Source organism: Stappia taiwanensis (assembly GCF_014635285.1).
GTDB classification, from domain to species: Bacteria; Pseudomonadota; Alphaproteobacteria; order Rhizobiales; family Stappiaceae; genus Stappia; species Stappia taiwanensis.
Map to the genome: position 1 here is coordinate 656,125 of NZ_BMCR01000002.1, position 23,104 is coordinate 679,228.

Below are 23,104 nucleotides of genomic sequence, written 5' to 3' on the forward strand. Positions count from 1 at the left end.
GCCCCTTCAGGCCGCGCCGCCGGCGACCACCGGCCTGCCAATACGGCGGTCGATCTCGGCGATCTCGTCGCGCGTCAACACGGTTTCGATTGGCGTCAACCCGTCGTAGCGGCCGTGGATCGCCTCATCCTGATGAATTTTCCGGGCGATCTCCCAGCGCCGCTCATCGCGCAGCGCCTTGGCCGCCCGCGCGCGGCCTGCCTCGGTCGGCACCAGATCGCCGCGGATCATGCCATCGCGCCTGAGCACCCGGATCGTCAGCGGATCGAGCACCGCCTCGCCATGGGCCAGCGCCAAGAGCCCCTGCCGCCGATGCACCCGCAACTGGAACCGGCGGTGGCGCAGCAGCGCCGCCAGCACTCCCCGCTTGGGCGCCAGAAACAGCGACAACAGAAACAGACCAAACGCGACCAACACGATGATCGGCCCGGTGGGAATGCCCGGCGCCGATGCGGACAGCGCCGCGCCGAGATAGCCGGATACCCCGCCCAGCGCCCCGGCAACCAGCACCACATGCTCGGTCCGGTCGGTCCAGAACCGCGCCGTCACGGCAGGGATGATCAACATGGCGACGATCAGGATCAGGCCGACGATCTTCAGACCGATCACCGTGACGCCAAGCACCAGCCCCATCATCGCCAGATCGATGAGCCGCACCTCCAGCCCGCGCGCCGCCGCATATTCGGGATCGAAGGCAACAAGCGTCATCGGCCGGCGCAGCAGCAGCACCGCCAGCAGCGCCAGCCCGCCGCCGACGGCGATCACCACCGCGTCCTGGTAGAGCATACCGGCGGTGGAGCCGAGCAGGAAACTCTCCAGCCCCGCCTGCTTGCCCCGGGACATGGTCTGGATCACCGTCAGAAGAACGATGCCGATGCCGAAGAACACCGACAACACCGCGCCGATGGCCGCATCCTCGGCCAGCCGGGTGCGCCGGGCGACCCATTCCACCAGCAACAGGCCGATGGTCGCGGAAATCGCCGAGCCGAGCAAGAGACCCGGCAGGCTGCGGCCGTCGCCGCCGAGCAACACCATGACGATGAAGGCGATACCGACGCCGGGAAGCGTCGCATGAGCCACCGCGTCGCTGACCAGCGCCCGCTTGCGCAGGAACAGGAAGGTGCCGCCGGCGCCAGCGGCAATGCCCAGCAACCCGGCACCGAGCGCGACCAGCGCCGCATTGTAGCCGGCCTGCAGCATGAGCGCCGTGAGAAACGTGTCCACCATGGTCATGCCGGCAGTTTGAGCTGGTCGATATGCGCGGAGGCCAGCCGGCCGCCATAGGTGGCTTGCAGATTGTCGGCGGTGAAGGTGGTCGCCGCCGGCCCCTCGGCGATCTTGCGCACATTCACAAGCAACACGTGGTCGAAATAGTCGATCACCGTCGCCAGATCGTGATGAACGCACAGGACCGTCTTTTGCGCCTCCTTCAATGACTTCAGGACGGCGATGATCGCCTTTTCCGTGGCCGCGTCGACGCCGGCGAAAGGCTCGTCCAGCAGGTAGAGATCGGCTCCTTGCGCCAGCGCCCGGGCCAGGAACACCCGCTGTTGCTGACCGCCGGAGAGCTGGCCGATCTGCCGCTCGGCGAAATCGGCCATGCCGACCCGATCCAGACAGGCAAGCGCGGCCTCCCGGTGCCGCCGGCGCACCAGGCGCAGCAGCCCCAGCTCCCGATAGAGCCCCATCAGCACCACGTCGATCACCCGGGTCGGAAAGTCCCAGTCGACCGAGGCCCGCTGCGGCACATAGGCAATGCGGTGCCGGGCCTGGCGAAACGGCTCACCGAACACGGTCACCTTGCCCGAAAGGCGCGGGACGATGCCGAGCGCCGCTTTCAAAAGGGTCGACTTGCCCGCCCCGTTCGGCCCGATGATCGCTGCCATGCTGCGCGCCGGGATCCGGGCATCGACGGAAAAGACCGCCGGCTTCTCGCCGTAGGAGACGGTCATTTCGGCAAGCTGCAGCGCCGCTGCACCACCCGCCTCGGCGGCGGGCGCCTTACCGCCATCCGCCGCCAGTTCCAGCACCGTATGCCCCATTGCCTGTTGGTCCTTCATAAGAGATCAGCTTCCCGCCAACTTGCCGCGCATTCCGCCCTTCGGAACCGTGCCACCCAGCGCGCCGGAAATCACTGTGACATTGTGGTCGATCATGCCGAGATAGGTGCCCTCATAGGTACCCTCCTCGCCCATGGCGTCGGAAAACAGCTCGCCGCCGATCACCACCTTGTGCCCCTTGGCCGCCGCCCCTTCGATCAGGGCGCGGATGTTGCGGTCGGAAACGGAGGATTCCACGAACACCGCACCGACCTTGCGCTCCACCAGCAAGTCGACCAACTCGGCCACCCGATTGAGCCCGGCCTCGCTTTCCGTGGAAATGCCCTGAATGCCAAGCACCTCGAACCCATGGGCCAGGCCGAAGTAGTTGAATGCATCATGCGCTGTCAAAAGCACCCGCGCATCTTTCGGAACCGAGGCGGTCGCGGTGCGGGCATACTCCGCCAGCGCCTTCACCTCTGCCAGATGCCGCTCTGCATTGGCGGTGAACACCGGCTCCGCCTCCGGGCGCGCGGCGATCAGCGCATCGCGCACGGCCTCCACCACATGGGCCCAGCGCTCAGGGTCCATCCACACATGCGGATCGTACTTGTCGGCATAGTCATCATGGGCGATCAGCAGGTCCTTCGGCATCGCCTCGGCCACCGCCACCACCGGCTTCTGCTCGCCCAGTTCGTGCATGAAGGACTGCATCTGCGCCTCAAGGAAAAGGCCGTGCCACAGCACCAGGTCGGCATCGATCATCGCCACGATGTCGGTGCGGGTCTGGCGGTAGGCATGCGGGTCCACGCCCGGCCCCATCAGCGCCTGGACCGTGACCTGATCGCCGCCCACCTGACGCGCCGCATCGGCGATCATTCCGGTGGTCGCAACCACGCTCAAGGGAGCTTCAGACTGCGCCTTGGCCGGCGCCCCGCCCCCAGCGACAACCATCATTGCCGCGCCGGCAATCAGTGACAGCACCCCACGTTTCGTTATCCGCATGACCTATCCGTATCCCCGGTTTGCATTCAACCTGTTCAGAATGATTATGAGAACGAGTTGCATCTGTCAATGCAATTGCGAATTATTCGCATTTAAGAGTGCGACAACCCGCAGGTACACGCCCCATCGCGCCTCCGCGTGCCGCCCCGGCCCGGCCCGGACAAGATGTCCGGACGAGTTGTCGCGCGGCCTCGGTGCCGCAGCGTCCATCGCCCCCCCTTTGCTCCGCCTCCGGACATCGACTCCTGTCATTTTATGTTCATATGAACGTTGCATGCCGTTCATATGAACGATTTAATCCAGCATCCGAAACGCGCCGTTGGCGCCGGAAGCAGGTCACATGAACGCACATTTCGCCATCACCGCCCGGCAGCGGGAAATCGCCGATCTGGTGCAGTCGCACGGCTTCGCCTCGGTGGAGGCGCTGTCCGCCCGCTTCGATGTCACCACCCAGACCATCCGCCGCGATCTTGGCCGGCTCTGCTCCCTCGGCGTTCTGCGCCGCACCCATGGCGGCGTCGAGCCGCCGGCCGAAACCGGCAACCTTCACTACAGCCGCCGCCGCATCCTCAACCTTCCGGCCAAGGACGCCATCGCCGCCGAGGTGGCCCGGCATGTGCCCAATGGCGCCTCGCTGGCGTTTTCCATCGGCACCACGCCGGAGATCGTCATGCAGGCGCTCAGCCATCATCACGGCCTGCGCGTCCTGACCAACAATCTGCACGTGGCCTTCACCGCCTCGCAGAACGATGACTTCGAGGTCTCGATTGCCGGCGGCCGGCTGCGCCATGGCGACCGGGACATTCTTGGCCCCGACACCCAGGCGTTCTTTTCCGCCTACAAGGTGGATATCGGCGTGTTCGGCGTCGCCGGGGTCGATGAGGATGGCACCCTGCTCGACTTCCACGAGGAGGAGGTCGCCGCGCGGCAGGCGATCCTCGCCAATTGCCGCAATGCCTTTCTCGTGCTCGATGCCAGCAAGTTCGGCCGGCGGGCGCATGTGCGCGGCGGCCATATCGCCGACGTCGACCACATCTTCTGCGACCAGCCCCTTCCCGGCCCGCTTGCCGAGCGCGTTGCCGCCGCCGGTGGCCGTTTCATTCTCTGTTCCGGCGAGGAAAATCCGTCATGAGTACCTCCGCCCCCCTGCACATCAGCGGCAAGGCCATCGAGCTGCGCGGCATCTCCCGCGTGTGGGACGGCAAACCCGCCGTCGATGAACTGTCGATCAGCGTTCCGGCCGGCTCCTTCACCGTGCTGCTCGGCCCCTCCGGCTGCGGCAAGTCCACCACCTTGCGCATGATCGCCGGGCTGGAAGAGGCCGATGGCGGCCGCATCGAGATCGGCGGCCGCGACGTCACCCGCCTGCCCAGTGCCGAGCGCGATCTGGCGATGGTGTTCCAGTCCTATGCGCTGTTTCCCCATCTCACCGTGGCGGAAAACATCATCTTCGGCCTCAAGGTGCGCCGCACCCCGCAGGCCGAGCGCCAGGACCGGCTGGAGAAGGTCGCCGAGCTGCTTGGCCTCAGCGCCCTGCTCCATCGCAAGCCCGCGCAGCTCTCCGGCGGCCAGCAGCAGCGCGTGGCCCTTGGCCGGGCGATCATCGCCGAGCGGCCCGTCTGCCTGATGGACGAGCCGCTGTCCAATCTCGACGCCAAGCTGCGCCACGAGATGCGGCTCGAAATCCGCGCCCTGCAGCGCCAGCTCGGTTTCACCATGATCTACGTGACCCACGATCAGGTGGAGGCGATCACCATGGCCGATCAGGTAGTGCTCTTGAACGGCGGCAAGGTGGAGCAGGCCGCCCCGCCGCGCGAGCTCTACACCCGCCCGGCCACCCCCTTCGTCGCCCGCTTCATCGGCGGCCCGCCGATGAATGTCATCGCCGGCGCGGCGCTGCCAGCCGTCGAAGCCGCCAGCCCCGGTTGCCTGCTCGGCCTGCGCCCGGAAGCGCTCGTGCCGGATGCGGACGGACCGCTGGCGACCACCGTCACCGGCGTGGAGTACCTCGGCGCGGACCTTCTGATCGACTGCACCCTGAACGGCGCGCCGCTGGTGGTGCGCGTTCACGGCCAGCGCGAGATCGAGGTCGGCCAGCCCCTTCGGCTCGCCTTCGCCATCGACGACCTGCACGTGTTCGAAGGCGAGACCGGCCCGCGCCGGGACGATCTGAAAGAGACACTCGGACCGCTGATGCGGTCCTGACGCCTTGCCCCCGGCTCCCCGGGGGCGACCAGCCGCCGATCACCGCGGACGGCATTGACAAGGGAAAGTTGAACGAGATGAAACACACCTTGCTGAAAGCCGTCGCCACGACGGCCCTGACCTTCGGCACCTGGGCCTCCGCCCATGCGGTCGACCTGCAATTCTACTTCCCCGTTGCCGTTGGCGGCGCGGCGGCGGAAACCATCCAGAGCCTCACCGACGAGTATGTCGCGGCCAATCCGGATGTAACCATCGATGCGGTCTACACCGGCTCCTACCAGGATACGGTCGCCAAGGTGATCACCGCCGCCCGTGGCGGCAACCCGCCGCAGCTTTCGGTGATCCTGTCGGTCGACATGTTCACGCTGATCGACGAAGACCTGATCATGCCGTTCGACGACTACCTTCCCGGCGAGGAAGGCAAGGCCTGGCTCGACGGCTTCTACCCGGCCTTCATGGAAAACAGCCAGACCGGCGGCAAGACCTACGGCATTCCGTTCCAGCGCTCCACGCCGGTGCTCTACTGGAACAAGGAAGCCTTCAAGGAAGCGGGTCTCGATCCGGAAACGCCGCCGGCCACCTGGGACGAGATGGTCGAATACAGCCAGAAGCTGGTGCAGAAGGATGCCAGCGGCAACGTCACCCGCTGGGGCGTGCGCATTCCCTCCTCCGGCTTCCCCTACTGGCTGTTCCAGGGCCTGACCACGGAAAATGACGTGATCCTGGCCAATGCCGATGGCAACAAGACCAACTTCGACGATCCGAAGGTGGTTGAGGCGCTGCAGTACATGGTCGACCTCAGCGGCAAATACGGCGTGATGGCGCCGGGCATCATCGAGTGGGGCGCAACCCCCAAGGCCTTCTTCGAGGGTCAGACCGCGATGATGTGGACCTCCACCGGCAACCTCACCAACGTGCGCACCAACGCGCCGTTCGAGTTCGGCGTGGCCATGCTGCCGGCCAACAAGCGGCGCGGCGCGCCGACCGGCGGCGGCAACTTCTACCTGCTGAAGGGCGCCACCGACGAGCAGGCCCAGGCGGCCGTCGATTTCGTCAAGTGGATCACCGCGCCGGAACAGTCGGCCAAGTGGACCATGGCCACCGGCTATGTCGCTCCGCGCGCCGAGACCTGGGAAACGGACACGATGAAGGCCTATGCCGCCGACTTCCCGCCGGTCCTCGTCGCCCGCGACCAGCTTGAACACGCGGTTGCCGAGCTGTCGACCTACCAGAACCAGCGCGTCACCAGCATCTTCAACGATGCGCTGGCCGCCGCCATCACCGGCCAGAAGGATCCGGAAGCGGCGCTGAAGGAAGCCCAGAGCAAGGCCGACGCGATCCTCGCCGAGTACCGCTAAGCCGAAACCCCGACACGCCGGACCGGCGGGCCATCGCGCCCGCCGGTCCCTCTTCCCTAGTTCTCCCGCGCGCAGGGCCCGCCCATCGCCATGACGTCACATCGCTCCGTCCGTTTTCGCAGGGACTGGATCCATGGCTGGCTGCTGTTGCTGCCGGCCATGGTGTTTCTGTTCGCCTTCACCCACATCCCGGCGATCACCACCATCATCAACAGCTTCTATTCGACCCCGCGCGGCCGGCGCGAGGCGAAGTTCCTGGGGCTGACGAATTACGAGCGTCTGCTGGATGACGCGGTGTTCTGGAAGGTGCTGGGCAACAATCTGTGGTTTGCGCTTGGCACCATCCCGGTGTCGGTGGCGCTGGCGATCGTCATGGCGCTGTGGGTCAACGACAAGATGGCCGGGCGCGGCTTCCTGCGCATGGCGTTCTTCACCCCCACGGTCCTGCCGCTGATCGCCGTCGCCAACATCTGGCTGTTCTTCTACACCCCCGGCTTCGGCCTGATCGACCAGCTCACCAGCGCCCTGTTCGGCTGGAGCAGCGTCAACTGGCTCGGCGATCCGGCCACCGCCCTCAACGCGGTGATCGTCGTCACCGTGTGGAAGGAAGCCGGCTTCTTCATGATCTTCTACCTTGCCGCGCTTCAGGCCATCCCGGTGACCCTGACCGAGGCGGCGCGGATCGAGGGCGCCAGCCGCTGGACCATCTTCTGGCGCATCACCTTCCCGCTGATGATGCCGACCACCCTGTTCGTGTCGATCAACGCGGTGATCAACTCCTTCCGCCTCGTCGATCACATCTTCATCCTGACCGACGGCGGACCGGACAACGCCTCCTCGCTCTTGCTGTTCTACATCTACGAGACCGCGTTCCGCTTCTGGGAGACCGGCTATGGCGCCACGCTGACGGTGGTGCTGCTGCTCCTGCTCTCGCTCATGGCCATCGGCCAGTTCTTCCTCTTCGACCGGCGGGTGCACTACAAATGACCGGACGCCCCTTTTCCCTCGACCAGACGCTGAACACTCTCGCCGCCTGGCTGCTCGCGCTCTTGTGGATCCTGCCGCTGGTCTATGCGGTCTGGACGGCGATCCACCCGGGCGCCTACGAGGCGCGCTTCGTGCTGACCGCGCCGCTCACCGCCGACAACTTCATCGCCGCCTGGAACGCGGCGCCGTTTGCCCGCTATTTCCTCAACACCTTCCTGCTGGTGACGCTGATCCTCGCCGGCCAGTTCCTCTTGTGCACCCTGGCCGCCTATGCCTTCGCCCGCTTCCGCTTTCCCGGCCGCTCGATCCTCTTCACCCTGGTCCTGCTGCAATTGCTGGTGATGCCGGATATCCTGATCGTCGAGAACTACAAGACCATGCGGCTGCTCGATCTGGTCGACACGATCCCGGCGATCGCCCTGCCCTATATCGCCTCGGGCTTCGGCATCTTCCTCTTGCGCCAGACCTTCCTGACCATCCCGCGCGAGCTGGACGAGGCCGCCCGCATCGAGGGCGCCTCCATCCTCGGCATCCTCTGGCGCGTCTACATTCCGCTCGCCAAGCCGACCTACCTTGCCTACGGGCTGGTTTCCGTCAGTCACCACTGGAACAACTTCCTCTGGCCGCTGATCGTCACCAACTCGGAGGAGACCCGGCCGGTGACCGTGGGTCTCAGCATCTTCTCCGCCATCGATTCCGGCATCGAATGGTCGGTGATCAACGCCGCGACGCTGATGACCACCGCCCCGCTCTTGATCGCCTTCCTCTTGTTCCAGCGCCAGTTCGTGCAGAGCTTCATGCGCGCCGGGATCAAATAGTCCCGGACAGCACGACAATCTTGCGCGAAGGCGGCAAACGCGATTTCATGCCGGCTCCAGCACCATTGGCAGGGGCAGTCGATGACGGATGAGCTGACGGAGCACTGGGCCGACCCGATCGACAGGATCGAGAAAGACCCACAAACCGCCCTGGTCTACCGGCTGCTCGATGCCACCGGGCGCGACCTGTCCGGCGAGCTGCGCTCCGCCTACCGCCGGGATGCGGTCCGGCAGACCATGCCGACGGCGCCCGGCACGCTCAAGATCTGTGCCGAGGGGGACTCCTGGATCAACATCCTGTGGCCGTTCTCTGCGCCGCTCGGCTATGACATGACCTTCTTCGATGTCATCGAGCAACGGCCGGATCTCTACACCCGCGGCATCGCCTGGCCGGGCGACACCTTCGCTGAAATCCTCGCCGCACGGGACTACCGCCAGCCGCTCGCCTCCGGCATCTATGACTTCTTCATCTTTTCCGGCGGCGGCAACGACATCCTCGGCGGCAGCGCCCTCGCCGCCCTGCTGAAGCCCAGGGAGGCGGGCGCCGGCAGCGGCGATCCGCGTGCCTATCTGATCGGCGGCCGGCTCGACGCCGCCCTCAGCCGACTGTCGGAAGGCTACAACACCCTGGCCGCGGACGTGGCCGCCCTCGCCCCCGACACGGTGCTGTTGCTGCACGGGTACGACCGGCCGGTGCCGCTGGCCGGCGAGCCCTGGCTTGGGCTGCCCTTTGCCGCCAAGGGCTACGATCTGGAGACCGACGCCCGTCTGATCGCCGAGATCATCGCCTTTCTGGTCGACCACTTCTACGCCCTGCTCGACAAGGTCGCGAAGAACCACCCGAACGCGGAAGTCATGGATCTGAGGGGCATCGTCGCCGGACGCTGGACAGACGAATTGCACCCGCAGCAGGATGCCTCGACGGACATCGCTCGGGCCTTCCTGAACCGCATTCTTCCAATTCATGTTTAATTATGTATTAATCAAGTAATTCATTATGCGAGAGCTAGCGCATATCGCAATATCGCTTGCAAGACATCCGCGATTCTTTTCCAAACGTCCAATTCGCAGAAAAAGAGCTTGCACACCCAGTCCCAAGCCCGTCAAAAAGAAGACGCTTAGCTCAGCAATGGCGAGACCGGCATCTGGGCGGCCTCCGCCACAGCAACAGGGACATCCGAAACGTGAAGAAGCTCGCCGCCCTCCTCTCCGGCCTTCTCGTCACCGCTTGCCAGTCGACCGGGCCGGGACCGAGCCCTCATGCGACCGGGACCTATTACCGGCCCAGTTCGATGCCCTACAACTCCACCACGTGGCGCACCCACAACATGACGCGCCAGGCCACCCTCAGTTCCAAATCAAGATCCTGGGTCGACGCCAACGGGACCCGTCATACCAAAAGCTCCCGTACCACCGCGTCCGCGTCCGTTTCCGTCAATCCGGACGCCCTCGGCGCCACAATGGCAACACTGATTGGCGCCGCCGCCAGCAGCGGTGATGGTGGATACAGACCGGCGCCACACGCATCCGATCTCGCCGGCTCCTGGCAGCTCGATATCGACGGGAAGCAGTGCAAACTGACGCTTAACCGCCCCGTGGGGCGCCCCACAGGCTACGCCTCGTCCTTCGGGTGCTTCGGTTCGGACCTGGGGCAGGTCACCGGCTGGTCGCTGCGCGGCTATGAGGTGGTGCTGACCGGCACATTCGACAAGCGCCGGGCGAGCTTGCATCGCACAGCTCACAACCGCCTGGACGGCATGACCGCCGGGGGCACGAGGATCACCGCCTGGCGCTGAGGTCGTCCGGGGATGCTGGCGGTCAGGCCGTCAACATGCGGATCCAGGTTTCGTAGCGGCGGTCGATCACCAACCCGTGTCCCGTATCGGGCAGGACCGGCAGACCGCCGCTGCCCTCTCGCGAACCTTCAGAGCGGGTCTCCCGGGGGGCCATGCCATAGCGCTGCTTGAAGGCGCGACTGAAGGCGCTGTCGTTGAGAAAGCCGCAGGCAAGCGCAATGGCGCCGATCGGCTGGTGCCGGCACCGCTTGTCCAGCAGCATCCGCAATGCCCGGCCCAGGCGCCGTTCGCGAATGTAGCTGCGCACCCCGCCAAAGGGTTCGAACATTTCATAAAGCCGGGTGCGCGAGACGCCGGCAAGGCGGGCCACCTGTGCCGGTGTCAGCTCCGGATCGGCCAGACGGTCCTCGATAACCTGGCGCGCCCGGGTCAGGAAGGCGTAGCCGATGCCGGGTTCCGGTCCATGACCGGAGGGGCCGGTCGCATTGAGACAAGCGGCGACCAGTGCGATGGTCGCGGCGCTCGCCTCCGCCGCCTCGGTGAGCGACATGTCCCCGGCCAGCGCCTTGAGCGAATGCATGTGCTGTTGCAGCAGCCGGGTCATAGGGTTGTCGCCCGCCAGCACCTGCATATGATGGTCGCCCGCCTCCTTCAGATGCGGCTCCAGCACATTGCGTGGCAGGAGCAGCGACAGATTGACCAGATCCGTGGTCCGGGAGGCCATTTCCTGCGCCAGATCGAAGACGATCAGACCGTTCTGCGCAAAGGTTTCGGTGCCACCGCGATGGCTCACCTCCATCGTCCCGGCCTCGTAGCGCTGGATCATGATGTGATCCATCCCGTCCCGGGCAATCTGCCCAGCCCCGCGTTCCCACTCCTGCGCTTGCGTATGGGTGCGCACCACCGCCGCATCGCCCACCACATGGGCATCGAGCTGCGCGCGAAAGTCCTCGGTTCGTGCCTCGCGCGGCGCCTCGACGGAGAAGATGCAGCTGATGCTCTCCCGCCAGAGGGCAAATCGCTGCTGCGGCGGAACCCCTTCCAGCGAGAAACAACTGTGCGGCACCCGCGCCGTCTGTCCGCCTGTGTTCATCCGATCCCCCCAGACCCGATTCGCCCCGCTCCCTCGGGTTTCTTCAGGACAATTCGCAATTTCGCATTGTATATCAAGCACGCACAGGTGGAGATTTCCATGAACGCCACACCTGTGTGAAGCTACGCCCGACCACCGGGGACCGGCGTACCGCCATTCTTGCCTGGCTTGCCCGTCTTGTCCGCCTTGCCGTGATGCCGCAAGGCGCCGTACCAGCGCGCGCCCGGCACCGCGCTGACCCCGTGCAGCAGCGCCGAGATCCACACGGCATTGACCGCCAGCATCAACAGCGGCTCGCCCAGCTCCGGGTCGATCTGCGGCACCACCAAGAGCGCGAACAGGGCAGTGGCAAGGCCGCGCGGGCCGAACCAGCCGAAGAACAACCGTGTGCGCGCCGGCGCATCGGTGCCGATCAGCGACAGCCAGATGGCGAGCGGGCGCACCAGAAACATGCTGGGCAGGATGATCGCCAGCATCCAGAGTTCCAGATGCATCACGGCCTGCGGCACCAAGGCCAGGCCGATCAGGAAGAACGCCCCCCAGGCCAGCATCTGCCCTTCATTGTCGGTGAACTCGTAGATGAAGCGGCATCGGCCGAGCACCACATTGCCGAAGGCGAGCCCGGCCACAAAGGCGGCGATGAACCCGTTTCCGCCGATCTCCCCCGCAGCCAGATAGGCGCCGCCGGCCAGCGAAATCGTGCCGATGCCCTCCATGGTCTCGGTGGTCATGCCCTTGTCCTTGGCCGTGAGAAAGACCGAACCGCCGATCCAGCCGGCGGCCGCGCCGACCAGCGGACCGAGCAGGACCTGCTTGAGCCCGAAGGCCAGCCAATCGGTTGCCGCGCCATCCATCGCCTCGGCAGACAGGCTGGCGAACAAGAGCACCAGCGGCAGGGCCAGCCCATCGTTCAGACCGCTTTCCACCGTCAAGGCCTGCCGTTCGCGTTTCGGAACCTTCGGGTTGCCGATCACCGCCTGACCGAGCGCCGCGTCCGTCGGCGCCAGGATTGCCGCCACCAGCGCCACGGCGGCCAGCGGCAAGCCGGGAAGGATCGGCCAGGCGGCGAGCGTGCCGAACAGGACCGCCAGCGGCAGCCCGATCACCAGCATCCGCAAGGGCCAGACGTGATGCCGGCGCAGCGCCGTCACATCGGTTTGCGCCGCGTCGAGGAACAACAAGAGGATCAGCGCCACTTCCGCCACCACATGCAGCAGCGCCTCGGTCTCCCCGACCGGCATCAGGCCGGTGCCGGCAAGCGCATAGCCGAAGCCGAGGAACAGTATCGGCGCCGTCAGCACGGTCGAGGACAGCCATTTGGCGAGCATGGTGTAGACCATGACGAACATCGCCAACATCAACAATCCGGTGCTCATGCCAGCTCCCACGGCTTACGGGATCGCCCACCCGGCGGTCCTCGACGGCGCACGGCGCTTCATTGCCCCGCGCTCCGTCTTACCCCCTCGCCTACCCGCTGTCGCCAGTCATTCCTCTGCTGGCAACTCGCCGCGCTCCGCCAGCAACCGGTCGAGCCAGTGGGCATCCATCTCCGGCACCGAGGATAGCAGCAATTCGGTGTAAGGATCGTGCGGCGGCCGGAACATCGCGGTCTTGCCGCCCTGCTCCACCACCTTGCCTTCCTTCATCACCACCACCTCGTCGGCGATCGCCCGGACGGTGGCAAGGTCATGAGTGATGAACATATAGGCCAGATCCAATTCGCTCTGCAGCCGGTCGAGCAGGGTCAGAATCCCTTCGGCGACAAGCTGATCCAGCGCCGATGTCACCTCGTCACAAATGATGAACTGCGGTTCGGCGGCCAGCGCACGGGCGATACCGATGCGCTGTTTCTGTCCGCCGGAAAGCTCCGAGGGCAGCCGGTCGATGAACTCGTCGGGCTCCAGCTCGATCAGGCTCAGCAGCTCTCGCACCCGTTCGGTCAGCCGCTTGCCCGACAGGCCGAGATAGAACGCCACCGGCCGGCCGATGATCTCGCGGATCCGGTGCTTCGGATTGAGCGCCGTATCGGCCATCTGGTAGATCATCTGCACCTGACGGAGCTGATCCTTGTCGCGGGCGCGGTAGCTCGGCGGCAGGGCGGTGCCGTTGAACCGCACGTCCCCTGCGCTCGGCGGCAGAAGACCGGTGATGACCCGCGCGGTGGTCGACTTGCCGCTGCCCGATTCCCCGACCACCGCCACGGTGCGCCTTGCGTGAATGTCGAAGCTGACGTCATGCAGCACCGGGATCTCGCCATAGGCGGCGGTGACACCGCGCACCGACACCACCGGGGTTTCCTCCGGCCCAGCCGGCGGACGTTCGGGGCGGGCATGGCTGCGCACCGCCCACAGCGATTTGGTATAGGCCTCGCGCGGGCTCGCCAGCATGGCCTCGGTATCGGCCTCCTCCACCTCCTCGCCCTGCAACAGCACCTTGATCCGGTCCGCCATCTGCGCAACGACGGCAAGATCATGGGTGATGTAGATGGCGGCGGTGTCGAACTGTTCGACAATGTCGCGAATGGCGGCCAGCACCTCGATCTGGGTCGTCACGTCGAGCGCGGTGGTCGGCTCGTCGAAGATGATCAGATCCGGCCGGCTCGACATGGCCATCGCCGTCATCGCCCGCTGCAACTGACCGCCGGAGACCTGATGCGGATAACGGAAGCCGATGTCCTCCGGGTCCGGCAGGCGCATCCGCCGATAAAGATCGACCGCATCGGCCCTGGCCTCGGCCCGGCCCATCACCCCATGCTGCACCGGCGCCTCGCAATACTGGTCGATCAGCCGGTGAGCGGGGTTGAAACTGGCCGCCGCCGATTGCGCCACATAGGCGATGCGGTTGCCGCGCAGCCGCCGGCGCTCGCGCATGGGCGCGCTGCGCAGATCCGTTCCGTCGAAGCGGATCGAGCCGCCGCTGATGCGGCAGCCATCGCGGGTATAGCCCATCGCCGCCAGACCGACGGTGGACTTGCCGGCGCCGGATTCGCCAATCAACCCCAGCACCTCGCCCCGGTGCAGGGTCAGGTCGACGCCCTTGACGATTTCATTCCACTTGCCTTCCGACCGGCCTTCGATCCGCAAGCCGCGGATTTCCAGGAGCGGTGTCTGTTCTGCCGTGGTCATCGGCTTACTCCTTCAGCCCGCTGGCGCGGTGCAACATCCAGTCGACGACGAAATTCACCGCCACGGTCAACAGCGCGATCGCCCCGGCCGGCAGCAGCGGCGTCACATCGCCGAAGGTGATCAGCGTGGCGTTCTCCCGCACCATCGAGCCCCAGTCCGCCGTCGGCGGCTGCATGCCAAGGCCGAGGAAGGACAGCGCCGAGATCGACAGGAAGACGAAGCAGAACCGCAAGCCGAACTCCGCCACCAGCGGGGCAGCCGCGTTGGGCAGGATCTCGCGCAGGATCAGGTGATAGAGCCCCTCGCCGCGCAGCCGCGCCGCCTCGATGTAGTCCATCACCACGATGTTCATCGCCACTGCCCGCGCCAGCCGGAACACCCGGGTGGAATCGATCAGCGCGATCACCAGGATCATGTTGACCACCGACGTGCCGAGAATGGTCAGCAGCAGAAGGGCGAAGATCAGCGCCGGGATCGCCATCAGCACATCGACCGTCCGGCTCAGAAACTGGTCGAGCCAGCCGCCGACCACCGCCGCCAGAAGGCCGAGAAGCGCACCGGCGAAAAAGGCGATGCCGGTGGTGATGAAGGCAACGCCAACCGTATTGCGCGCGCCGTAAAGAAGCCGGGTGAACATGTCCCGGCCGAGATTGTCGGTGCCGAGCAGATGCACGCTGTCCCAGGGCAGGAACTGGCCGCCCACCACCTCCCGTTCGCCGAACGGCGCGATCACCGGCGCGAACAGCGCGGCCAGAAAATAAAGGAGAATAACGAGCAGGCCAAAGCTTGCCGTCAGCGGCGCGGAACGCAAGGTCCGGGCAAGACCCGCCGGCGCCGCCAGCGCCAGAAGGCCCCGGAACCCGGCGGCAAGCCCCACCGCACAGGCGAAGACCAGCACGAGATAAACTGCGGAAAGCCAGACAGGGGTTGGTCCGTTCATGATTGCCCCTCCCCTAGCGCTTGTGCACGAGACGCGGGTTCGACAGGGTCGAAAGCACGTCCGCCAGAAGGTTGAGCAGAACATAGGCGCAGGCGAAAATCAGCGCCGCCGCCTGCACCACGGTGATATCGCGCTTGGAGACGGAATCGACCATCAACTGGCCAAGGCCCGGATAGACGAACACCACCTCCACCACGACCACGCCGGTGATCAGATAGGCCAGATTGAGCGCCACCACATTGATGATCGGCGCCAGAGCGTTGGGCAGCGCGTGTTTCAGGATCACCCGGGCCGGCGAGAGCCCCTTCAGCCGCGCCATTTCGATATAGGGCGAGGCCAACAGGTTGATGATCGCCGCGCGGGTCATGCGCATCATGTGGGCGGTGACCACCAGGGTCAGGGTCAGCGCCGGCAGGAAGGTGCGATAGAGCTTCTCTCCGAGACCGGCGTCCGGGTCGATGCGGGCAATCGACGGAAAGAAACCGGTCTGGGACAGATAGACGATCAGGATGTAGGCGACGAAGAATTCCGGAAAGGAGATCGACGTCAGGGTGACCACGTTGATGGCCCGGTCGAACAGCGAATTGCGGTAGAGCGCGGCGAGGATCCCGAGCACCAAGGCCAGCGGCACGGCGATCACCGCAGCATAAAGCGCCAGGAACAAGGTGTTGCCGAGCCGGACACCGATCAGATCGGCAATGGGCCGGCCATTGGCCAGCGAGGTGCCGAAATCGCCCTGCACGACACCGCCCAGCCAGGTGAGGTATCGCTGATAAGCCGGCAGGTCGAGCCCGAGTTCCCGGCGAAACGCGGCGACCGTCTCTTCCGTCGCCGACTGACCGAGGATTTCCTGGGCAAGATCGCCGGGCAAGAGTTCCACGGCACCGAAGATCAACAACGAAATGACAAAAAGGGTCAGGACGCCGAGGCCAAGACGCCTGGCGACCATTTTCCATATGTCGGACAAGATATGTCCCCCAGCCCCGTTCTTCTGTGTTTTCGCCGGAAACCGGGGCTGTTTCCGGCGCTGGATGACGGATCGCGAAAGCCCGGCCCCGGCAGGATGCCGGGGCCGGTGAAACTCAGGCGAACCACCAGCGTTCGATGGCGCGGAAGCCGTCCAGCGTCCACTGGGGCCCCACGGTCTCCGGTGTCATGATCTTGTCGTTGTGCGCCATCACGTAGCTGGCGAACATCGGGATCACCGCGCCGCCATCGTTGGCAACCAGCCCCTGCATTTCCTCGTACATGGCCCGGCGCTTGGCGTCGTCGAGCTCCGAACGGGCCTCGACCAGCAGCTTGTTGAAGCGCTCGTTCTCCCAGAAGGTGTCGTTCCAGGCGACGCCCGAGGCATAGGCGGTGGTGAACATCCAGTCCTCGGTCGGCCGGCCTCCCCAGTAGACCGCGCTCCAGGGCTTCTTCATCCAGACATTCGACCAGTAGCCGTCGTTCGGCTCGCGCACCACGTTGATGGTAATGCCGGCCTTCGCCGCGCGCTCCGCGTAGAGCACCGCCGCATCGACCGCGCCGGAATAGGCCGCATCCGCCGCCGAAAGCGAGACCTCCAGGCTGTCGAGCCCGGCCTGCTTCAGGTAGTGCTTCGCCTTGTCCGGATCATAGACATGCTGCTCCAGATCGGCCGCGTGGTAGCGGTTGGAGCGGCTGATCGGATGATCGTTGCCGATCTCGCCGTAGCCGTTCAGCACCTTGTCGACCAGTTCCTGCCGGTCGATGGCGTATTTCAGCGCCATGCGCACGTTGTTGTCCTTGAACGGAGCAACGCGGGTGTCCATGGCGAAGGTGTAATGCTGGGTGCCGGTGGTCGCCAGGATCTTGATGCCCGGCGCCCGCTTCAGGAGATGGGCGGTGTTGGTGTCGACCCGGTCGATCACGTCGACCTCCCCGGTGACCAGCGCGTTCTGCCGCGCCGCCGGGTCGATCACTGTCAGCATCTCCACCCCGTCGAAATGCGCCCGGTCGCTTTTCCAGTAGTTCGGATTGCGGGTCATGCTGGCGCGCACGCCCGGCTCGTAGGACTGCACCACATAGGCGCCGCAGCCGTCGCCGGACTTGGTGTCGATCTTGCCGCCGGCCGAGGGCAGGATCGCCAGGTGATAGTCGGACAGGATGAAGGGGAAGTCCGAGTTGCCGGCGTCGAGGGTGATCACCACCGTGTCGTCACCGTCGGAACGCATCTCCTTGATCGCCGCCACAATCGGCTTGGCCGCCGACTTGGTGTCCTCGCCGCGGTGATGGTTCAGTGAGGCGATCACGTCTTCCGCCGTCACTGCCTTGCCGCTGTGGAAGGTCACCCCCTTGCGCAGCTTGAACGTCCAGACCTTGGCGTCGGGCGACACATCCCAGCTCTCCGCGACCTCGCCAATCAGCGAGCCGTCAGCGGCGATTTCCGTGAGATATCCGTTTCGCGCCGTGGCGAAGACCTGAACGAACGCCTGATCCCAGGTGGCCGGATCATAGCTGTCGGAGGTGCTGCCATGGCCCATGGCGAGCCGCATGGTTCCGCCCTTTTTCGGCGCCGCGCGGGCGCTGCCAAGGCCGAGCGATCCCATCAGGGCCGCGCCGCCAAGGGCCCCTGCCCCCTGCAGCATCCCGCGCCGCGAGAGCGACAGGAAACCATCCTTCGTCGTCGGTGTCTTTGTCATGTCTTTCCCCTTTGTTGTTCTGTTTGTTCGCCGGCGCGGAAAAACGCCGACCGGCCGTTCGGCCGCATCGGGTGAGGGACAAGCCCTCACGGATCATGCACCGGTTCGCGCCCTGGTCAGGTGTCTGCAAACCTAGCTCTATCTGGCGTTGTCGCCAAATCTAGGGTTCCGCACCGGTCCGGCGCCGGGCGAGCAAGCGGTCATGCCGGTTGAGCAGGGCACCGGCCGCCGCGTCCTGCCCCTTCAGCGCCTGCAGCATGGCAACAAGATTGTCGTCTCGGGTGCGTTCCAGCTCACGGATCGAAACGCCCACCGCCTGATCATCGGACTGACTGGCGATCGTCTCCACCAGGTCCTCGGTCAGTTCCGGAACATCGGTCAGCCGGCTCCAGGGCCAGGCGAGACATGGTCCGAACTGGGCGAGGAAATGACGCATCCCCGCTTCCCCGCCGGCGATCCGGTAGGTCTCGAACAGGCCCATCTGCGCCCAGCGCAGGCCGAACCCGTAGCGGATTGCATCGTCGATCTCCCCGGTGGTGGCGACCCCGTCCCGCACCAGCCAGAGCGCCTCGCGCCAGACCGCCTCCAGCAGCCGGTCGGCGATATGCGCATCGATCTCCTTGCGCACCTGCAAGGGGTACATGCCGAGCCCGGTCAGTGTCCGCCGTGCCCGGTCTTCTCCGAGGCGACGACTTCGACGAGCGGCAGCAGGTAGACCGGGTTGAACGGATGGGCGACCAGCACCGCCTCCGGACGCGGCGCGCCCTGCTGCAGCGCCGTCGGCGTGAAGCCGGAAGTGGAAGAGCCGAGGATCGCACCCGCCGGCATATGCGCCTGAACCTCGCCGATCACCCGGTGCTTGAGCTCGATCTGCTCGGGCACCGATTCCTGCACCCAGTCCGCCGCCGCCACCGCCTCGGCGATACTTGCGCAATGGGTCAGCCGCCCTTCTTGCGGCAGCGCCTCCTCATGCAGGCGCGGATAGGCGCGGCGGGCATTGGCCAGCACATCGGCGACCTTGCGCATGGCCTCAGGATCCGGATCGACCAGATTGACATCCCAGCCATTCAGCAGGAAGCGCGCCGCCCAGCCGCCGCCGATGACGCCGCCGCCAATGATTGCCGCCGTGCCGGTCATCGCGGCGCCCGCTTGGTCAGCGACAGGCGCTCGCGCACCTCCTGCGGCCCGATCACCCGTGCGCCCAGCGCCTCGACGATGGTCACCGCCCGCGCCACCAGCGCCTCGTTGCTGGCAAGCTCGCCGCGCGAAAGCCAGAGATTGTCCTCCAGCCCGACCCGCACATTGCCGCCGGCCAGCACCGAGGCGGCCACATAGGGCATTTCGTTTCGGCCGATGGAAAACGCCGACCAGTGCCAGTCCGGCGGGACATTGTTGACCATCGCCATGAAGGTGTTGAGGTCGTCCGGCGCGCCCCAGGGAATGCCCATGCACAGCTGCACCAGCGCCGGGCTGTCCAGAACGCCCTCGTCGACCAACTTGCGCGCCAGCCACAGATGGCCGGTGTCGAAGGCCTCGATCTCCGGGCGTACCCCCAGTTCGGTGATCATCCGCCCCATCGCCTGCAACATGCCGGGCGTGTTGGTCATGACGTAATCGGCTTCGGCGAAATTCATCGTGCCGCAATCGAGGGTGCAGATCTCCGGCAGGCAGTCGGCCACATGGGCAAGGCGCGCGCTGGCGCCGATCATGTCCGTGCCCGCCTGCAGGGGCAGCGGATCCTCCGGGGTGCCGAAGACCAGATCGCCGCCCATGCCCGCGGTCAGGTTCAGAACCACATCGGTTTCTGATGCCCGAATGCGCTCGGTCACCTCCCGGTAAAGCTCAGGTTTCCGCGACGGCGCGCCAGTCTCAGGATCGCGCACATGGCAATGCACCACGGCGGCCCCCGCCCGCGCCGCGGCAATGGCGCTGTCGGCGATTTCCCTGGGGGTGCGCGGAACATGCGGGCTGCGGTCTTGCGTGCTTCCCGAGCCGGTCACGGCACAGGTGATGAAGACCTCCCGATTCATGTTCAGCGGCATCGCGTACTCCAGGTTGCTCGTGACGGTGGCCGGATGATACCCATGCGGGCAATCGTGATCCTGCAGTTCCGGAACCCATTCATGCCGAATTGGCTGAAGCCCCGCTCGCGCCCCCGATCCGTCGGCATCCTGCTGTTCGACGGCTTCTCGAACCATTGCCTTGCCAACGCCGTCGAACCCTTGCGCGCGGCCAACGGATTGGCCGGTACGCCGCTCTACCAATGGCGGTTCCTGACCCTCGACGGCGCGCCCGCCATCTCCTCCAGCGGGTTGCCGGTTTCCCCCACCGGCCCGCTCTCCGACGACATCGGCGGCGATCTCCTGATGGTGATCTGCGGCTATGATCACCAGACCCACGCCACACCCGCCTGCTGCGATGCCTTGCGCGCCGCCGCCCACCGCTTCGACAAGCTGGCCGGGTTCGACACCGGAAGCTGGCTGCTGGCCGAAGCCGGTCTTCTGGAAGGGCGCAGCGCGACGGTCCACTGGCAGGAGCTGCAGAGCTTTGCCGAGCGCTTCACCGAGGTGCGGGTCCGCCGCCGGCGCTATGTGATGGATGGTGACCGGCTGAGCTGCGGCGGCGCCATGACCGCCTTCGACCTGATGGCCCGGCTGATCGGCGACCAGCACGGCGAGGCCTTGCGGCTGGAGGTCGCCTGGCTGTTGATGCACGAAACCGTGCCCTTGCGCGATGAAACCATCGGCAGCGTCGGCCGCAGCGAGGCCGTCCGCCAGGCGGTGGAGATCATGCGCGGGGCGTTGGAGGTACCGGTATCGGTGGAGGAGATCGCCGAAAGGGTCGGCCTGACCCGGCGCCGACTTCAGGATCTGTTCAACGAGGAACTGGGCACCTCGCCGGCCCGGGTCTACCGGCGCATCCGCCTTCTGACCGCCCGCAACCTTGCCACCGACACCCGGCTGTCAATCGCTGAAATCGCCCTGCGCAGCGGCTATGCCGACCCAAGCGCCATGACCCGTGCCTTCACCGCCGAATTCGGCGAAACCCCCTCCGCCTTGCGGCGGGTGAGGCCTGACCGCAGCGTCAGGGCGACGGCGTAAGCCACCCCCGGCGGCCTACAGGCATGACGCCGCAAGCCCCGCCGCGACCAATCCCGGCAACAGGTAGAACAGCACCACCCGGACCCAGTCGTTCAGCGGATAGGCCGGCCGGTCGAGCAGCCAGGACAGGCTGTTCTCGATGCTGTTGATCAGATAGCTGCCGCGATCACGGCCGCGCACCGGCAGGCGCGGCAGGTTGCGCATCCACGGCATCATGTCGAGCAGACGGTTCGAGCAGATCCGGTTTTCGGCGGGAAAATGCAGGAAATACGGCGCCGCACCCGTCCGGCGGTGGCGAAGCACTCCCTCGCGGACCTCAAAGAGCCGGGTTTCCAGCCCCGCCTGACAAGCGGAGGTGGCGAAAATCTCCTGATCGTAGTCGAGCGCCGCCCGCCCCGTATGCGCCAGGAACCAGGCGTGCAGCACGGTATGTGCGCAATCGACCGGAATGTCTGTGTCGAGCTCGTCCAGCATCCGGCGCAGCGCGCCCGCCCGGCCGATCATCGCCCCGGCATTGAGAAACCGGTACATGCCGCTCTTGCCGCCGGCCGGCGGATAGCGCCGGGAAACGCCCCAGCCCCCCGGCAACCGATAGGTAAACCCCGGCTCGCAGGCAAAGACGATCGGCGCGCCGAACCGTTCGAAATCCTCGGTCAGCCCGGCGGGATCGCGCAGCAGCACGACATTGGCGGCATCGGTGAACAGCACGATCTCGTCGGCCCCGCGCGTGACCAGATGGTCCCGCAGCCGCATCAACCGCTGGATCTGTCCCGGGACGGGGTCGCTTCGGCCCAGCACCAGGAGCCCCGCGCCGAACAGCGCGCAGGACGCCTCGTAGCGGCTGAGGCCGGGGCTCGGCCGCGGCGCCTGAGTGATGAAACTGGGGCGCGGCACGGCGCGCGCGCCCGCATGCTCAGTGCGGATGGTGCACCTCCCCGACGGCACTTTCGGTACGAACGGGCTGCGAGGGCGGGGGCGTTATGCCGCCGCCGGTCGCAGATCAAGGATCTGGCGTGCCTGTGCCGGTGTGGCGACGGGCCGCTCGTACTTCTCGCAAAGCGCCACCGCGCGCGCCACCAGCGCCGCGTTCGACGGGGCCAGCGTGTTCTTGTCGAGACGCACGTTGTCCTCAAGGCCGGTGCGGGTGTGACCGCCAGCGGCAATGCACCATTCATTGACCTCAAGCTGATGCCGCCCGACCCCGGCCGCGCACCAGCTCGCCTCCGGCGCCAGCCGCTTGAGGGTGCGAATGTAGAAGTCGAACACCTCCCGGTCCGCCGGCATGGCGTTCTTCACGCCCATCACGAACTGGACGTAAAGCTTGCCGGGAATGCGTCCGTCCCGGTTCAGCGCCACTGCCTGGAAGATATGCGACAGATCGAAAGCCTCGATCTCCGGCTTGACCTCGTAGCTGCGCATCTCGCTGGCGAGCCAGTCGACCAGATCGGGCGGATTCTCATAGACGCGAGTGGGGAAGTTATTCGACCCGACCGACAGGGAGGCCATGTCCGGCGCCAGCGACAGCATGCCGCCGCGCGTCTTGCCCGCACCCGAACGCCCGCCGGTCGACAGCTGGATGATCATGCCGGGGCAATGGGTCTTCAGCCCCTCCACCAACCGGGCGAAGCGCTCCGGATCGGAGGTCGGCGTGCCATCCTCCTCCCGCACATGGCAATGGGCGATGCTGGCACCGGCCTCGAAGGCCGCCTGGGTGCTCTCGATCTGCTCGGAAACCGTGATCGGCACCGCCGGATTGTCGGATTTCTGCGGAACGGATCCGGTGATGGCAACGCAGATGATACAGGGTTCGGACATGTCCGCCGGCCTCTTTTCTTCAAAGATCCCTAAAAGGGGCGAGACGCCCCGGATCGACAGCACCGCGTGAAGCGGTCCCCCGATCGGCACCGGTCCCTCCCCGCAATGCACGCCAAACCTCTATCAGCTTCACTTGGCCACGGCAATTCCGGCATATGC

The 23,104-nt window shown here is 66.0% G+C and carries 20 protein-coding genes and 1 pseudogene; 8 read left to right on the forward strand and 13 right to left on the reverse strand.

Annotated features, from left to right (window positions below; translation table 11 throughout):
* Nucleotides 1–6 precede the first annotated feature (6 nt).
* From IEV83_RS06850 to IEV83_RS06860, 3 genes are read right to left on the reverse strand one after another with little or no spacing between them, the layout of a single operon-like run.
* A complete protein-coding gene (locus IEV83_RS06850; RefSeq protein ID WP_244628078.1) occupies nt 7–1,233 on the reverse strand; it encodes a metal ABC transporter permease in 1,227 nt (408 codons plus the stop codon).
* Nucleotides 1,230–2,060, reverse strand: a complete 831-nt coding sequence (locus IEV83_RS06855; RefSeq protein ID WP_280513988.1) for a metal ABC transporter ATP-binding protein — start codon at nt 2,058–2,060, stop codon at nt 1,230–1,232. The genes IEV83_RS06850 and IEV83_RS06855 overlap by 4 nt, the downstream gene beginning before the upstream one ends.
* A gap of 6 nt (nt 2,061–2,066) precedes the next feature.
* Nucleotides 2,067–3,044: a metal ABC transporter solute-binding protein, Zn/Mn family gene (locus IEV83_RS06860; RefSeq protein WP_181759466.1), complete on the reverse strand. Its 978-nt coding sequence runs from the start codon at nt 3,042–3,044 to the stop codon at nt 2,067–2,069.
* A gap of 340 nt (nt 3,045–3,384) precedes the next feature.
* On the opposite strand from IEV83_RS06860, the gene IEV83_RS06865 reads away from it, so the two are divergent.
* The 7 genes from IEV83_RS06865 (at nt 3,385) to IEV83_RS06895 (ending at nt 10,208) form a co-directional block, all read left to right on the forward strand.
* Complete coding sequence (locus IEV83_RS06865; protein WP_181759467.1) at nt 3,385–4,176, forward strand: DeoR/GlpR family DNA-binding transcription regulator; 792 nt, start codon at nt 3,385–3,387, stop codon at nt 4,174–4,176.
* Nucleotides 4,173–5,249 (forward strand): ABC transporter ATP-binding protein, encoded by a 1,077-nt coding sequence (locus tag IEV83_RS06870; RefSeq protein ID WP_181759468.1) that lies wholly within the window; start codon nt 4,173–4,175, stop codon nt 5,247–5,249. The genes IEV83_RS06865 and IEV83_RS06870 overlap by 4 nt, the downstream gene beginning before the upstream one ends.
* A 77-nt stretch (nt 5,250–5,326) precedes the next feature.
* Nucleotides 5,327–6,607, forward strand: a complete 1,281-nt coding sequence (locus IEV83_RS06875; RefSeq protein WP_181759469.1) for an ABC transporter substrate-binding protein — start codon at nt 5,327–5,329, stop codon at nt 6,605–6,607.
* Nucleotides 6,608–6,697: 90 nt separating this feature from the next.
* Nucleotides 6,698–7,594 carry a carbohydrate ABC transporter permease gene (locus tag IEV83_RS06880; RefSeq protein WP_181759470.1) on the forward strand — a complete coding sequence of 299 codons (897 nt, stop codon included), beginning with the start codon at nt 6,698–6,700 and terminating at the stop codon, nt 7,592–7,594.
* Complete coding sequence (locus IEV83_RS06885; RefSeq protein WP_181759471.1) at nt 7,591–8,412, forward strand: carbohydrate ABC transporter permease; 822 nt, start codon at nt 7,591–7,593, stop codon at nt 8,410–8,412. Before IEV83_RS06880 ends, IEV83_RS06885 begins: the two co-directional genes overlap by 4 nt.
* Nucleotides 8,413–8,493: 81 nt before the next feature.
* Entirely contained in the window at nt 8,494–9,384 is an 891-nt protein-coding gene (locus IEV83_RS06890; protein WP_181759472.1) for a hypothetical protein, read from the forward strand.
* A 212-nt stretch (nt 9,385–9,596) separates the two neighbouring features.
* Nucleotides 9,597–10,208 carry an AprI/Inh family metalloprotease inhibitor gene (locus IEV83_RS06895; protein WP_181759473.1) on the forward strand — a complete coding sequence of 204 codons (612 nt, stop codon included), beginning with the start codon at nt 9,597–9,599 and terminating at the stop codon, nt 10,206–10,208.
* A 22-nt stretch (nt 10,209–10,230) separates the two neighbouring features.
* Here IEV83_RS06895 and IEV83_RS06900 read toward each other — a convergent pair whose 3' ends face one another.
* The 8 genes and pseudogenes from IEV83_RS06900 to bcoG all read right to left on the reverse strand — a co-directional run bounded on the left by IEV83_RS06900 (nt 10,231) and on the right by bcoG (nt 20,071).
* Nucleotides 10,231–11,301, reverse strand: a complete 1,071-nt coding sequence (locus IEV83_RS06900) for a helix-turn-helix domain-containing protein (RefSeq protein WP_181759474.1) — start codon at nt 11,299–11,301, stop codon at nt 10,231–10,233.
* A gap of 122 nt (nt 11,302–11,423) precedes the next feature.
* The gene (locus IEV83_RS06905) at nt 11,424–12,677 is read right to left on the reverse strand and encodes a cation:proton antiporter (RefSeq protein ID WP_181759475.1); all 1,254 of its coding nucleotides are present in this window, start codon (nt 12,675–12,677) and stop codon (nt 11,424–11,426) included.
* A 108-nt stretch (nt 12,678–12,785) separates the two neighbouring features.
* Nucleotides 12,786–14,426, reverse strand: a complete 1,641-nt coding sequence (locus IEV83_RS06910) for an ABC transporter ATP-binding protein (protein WP_181759476.1) — start codon at nt 14,424–14,426, stop codon at nt 12,786–12,788.
* A gap of 4 nt (nt 14,427–14,430) precedes the next feature.
* Entirely contained in the window at nt 14,431–15,366 is a 936-nt protein-coding gene (locus IEV83_RS06915) for an ABC transporter permease (protein WP_181759477.1), read from the reverse strand.
* 13 nt (nt 15,367–15,379) lie between these two features.
* Nucleotides 15,380–16,315 (reverse strand): ABC transporter permease, encoded by a 936-nt coding sequence (locus tag IEV83_RS06920; RefSeq protein WP_209003009.1) that lies wholly within the window; start codon nt 16,313–16,315, stop codon nt 15,380–15,382.
* A 133-nt stretch (nt 16,316–16,448) separates the two neighbouring features.
* The gene (locus tag IEV83_RS06925) at nt 16,449–18,029 is read right to left on the reverse strand and encodes an ABC transporter substrate-binding protein (protein WP_181759479.1); all 1,581 of its coding nucleotides are present in this window, start codon (nt 18,027–18,029) and stop codon (nt 16,449–16,451) included.
* A gap of 190 nt (nt 18,030–18,219) precedes the next feature.
* Nucleotides 18,220–19,166: pseudogene (locus IEV83_RS06930) on the reverse strand (3-hydroxyacyl-CoA dehydrogenase NAD-binding domain-containing protein); the annotation flags it as partial.
* Nucleotides 19,163–20,071 (reverse strand): 3-dehydrocarnitine:acetyl-CoA trimethylamine transferase BcoG, encoded by a 909-nt coding sequence (gene bcoG, locus IEV83_RS06935; RefSeq protein ID WP_181759480.1) that lies wholly within the window; start codon nt 20,069–20,071, stop codon nt 19,163–19,165. The pseudogene IEV83_RS06930 and the gene bcoG, both read right to left, overlap by 4 nt.
* A gap of 81 nt (nt 20,072–20,152) precedes the next feature.
* On the opposite strand from bcoG, the gene IEV83_RS06940 reads away from it, so the two are divergent.
* On the forward strand, nt 20,153–21,130 hold the full coding sequence (locus IEV83_RS06940) for a GlxA family transcriptional regulator (protein WP_181759481.1): 978 nt from the start codon (nt 20,153–20,155) through the stop codon (nt 21,128–21,130).
* Between the two features lie 15 nt (nt 21,131–21,145).
* Here IEV83_RS06940 and IEV83_RS06945 read toward each other — a convergent pair whose 3' ends face one another.
* Both IEV83_RS06945 and IEV83_RS06950 read right to left on the reverse strand, forming a co-directional pair.
* On the reverse strand, nt 21,146–22,024 hold the full coding sequence (locus tag IEV83_RS06945; protein WP_181759482.1) for a glycosyltransferase domain-containing protein: 879 nt from the start codon (nt 22,022–22,024) through the stop codon (nt 21,146–21,148).
* A gap of 84 nt (nt 22,025–22,108) precedes the next feature.
* On the reverse strand, nt 22,109–22,945 hold the full coding sequence (locus IEV83_RS06950) for a 3-oxoadipate:acetyl-CoA acetyltransferase (RefSeq protein WP_181759483.1): 837 nt from the start codon (nt 22,943–22,945) through the stop codon (nt 22,109–22,111).
* Nucleotides 22,946–23,104: the final 159 nt, after the last annotated feature.

Bases quoted from the DNA above. Each gene is read 5' to 3' on its own strand.
- IEV83_RS06850 (WP_244628078.1), bottom strand. From the start codon at position 1,233: ATGACCATGGTGGACACGTTTCTCACGGCGCTCATGCTGCAGGCCGGC.
- IEV83_RS06855 (WP_280513988.1), bottom strand. From the start codon at position 2,060: ATGAAGGACCAACAGGCAATGGGGCATACGGTGCTGGAACTGGCGGCG.
- IEV83_RS06860 (WP_181759466.1), bottom strand. From the start codon at position 3,044: ATGCGGATAACGAAACGTGGGGTGCTGTCACTGATTGCCGGCGCGGCA.
- IEV83_RS06865 (WP_181759467.1), top strand. From the start codon at position 3,385: ATGAACGCACATTTCGCCATCACCGCCCGGCAGCGGGAAATCGCCGAT.
- IEV83_RS06870 (WP_181759468.1), top strand. From the start codon at position 4,173: ATGAGTACCTCCGCCCCCCTGCACATCAGCGGCAAGGCCATCGAGCTG.
- IEV83_RS06875 (WP_181759469.1), top strand. From the start codon at position 5,327: ATGAAACACACCTTGCTGAAAGCCGTCGCCACGACGGCCCTGACCTTC.
- IEV83_RS06880 (WP_181759470.1), top strand. From the start codon at position 6,698: ATGACGTCACATCGCTCCGTCCGTTTTCGCAGGGACTGGATCCATGGC.
- IEV83_RS06885 (WP_181759471.1), top strand. From the start codon at position 7,591: ATGACCGGACGCCCCTTTTCCCTCGACCAGACGCTGAACACTCTCGCC.
- IEV83_RS06890 (WP_181759472.1), top strand. From the start codon at position 8,494: ATGACGGATGAGCTGACGGAGCACTGGGCCGACCCGATCGACAGGATC.
- IEV83_RS06900 (WP_181759474.1), bottom strand. From the start codon at position 11,301: ATGAACACAGGCGGACAGACGGCGCGGGTGCCGCACAGTTGTTTCTCG.
- IEV83_RS06905 (WP_181759475.1), bottom strand. From the start codon at position 12,677: ATGAGCACCGGATTGTTGATGTTGGCGATGTTCGTCATGGTCTACACC.
- IEV83_RS06910 (WP_181759476.1), bottom strand. From the start codon at position 14,426: ATGACCACGGCAGAACAGACACCGCTCCTGGAAATCCGCGGCTTGCGG.
- IEV83_RS06915 (WP_181759477.1), bottom strand. From the start codon at position 15,366: ATGAACGGACCAACCCCTGTCTGGCTTTCCGCAGTTTATCTCGTGCTG.
- IEV83_RS06920 (WP_209003009.1), bottom strand. From the start codon at position 16,315: ATGGTCGCCAGGCGTCTTGGCCTCGGCGTCCTGACCCTTTTTGTCATT.
- IEV83_RS06925 (WP_181759479.1), bottom strand. From the start codon at position 18,029: ATGACAAAGACACCGACGACGAAGGATGGTTTCCTGTCGCTCTCGCGG.
- bcoG (WP_181759480.1), bottom strand. From the start codon at position 20,071: ATGCCGCTGAACATGAATCGGGAGGTCTTCATCACCTGTGCCGTGACC.
- IEV83_RS06940 (WP_181759481.1), top strand. From the start codon at position 20,153: ATGCCGAATTGGCTGAAGCCCCGCTCGCGCCCCCGATCCGTCGGCATC.
- IEV83_RS06950 (WP_181759483.1), bottom strand. From the start codon at position 22,945: ATGTCCGAACCCTGTATCATCTGCGTTGCCATCACCGGATCCGTTCCG.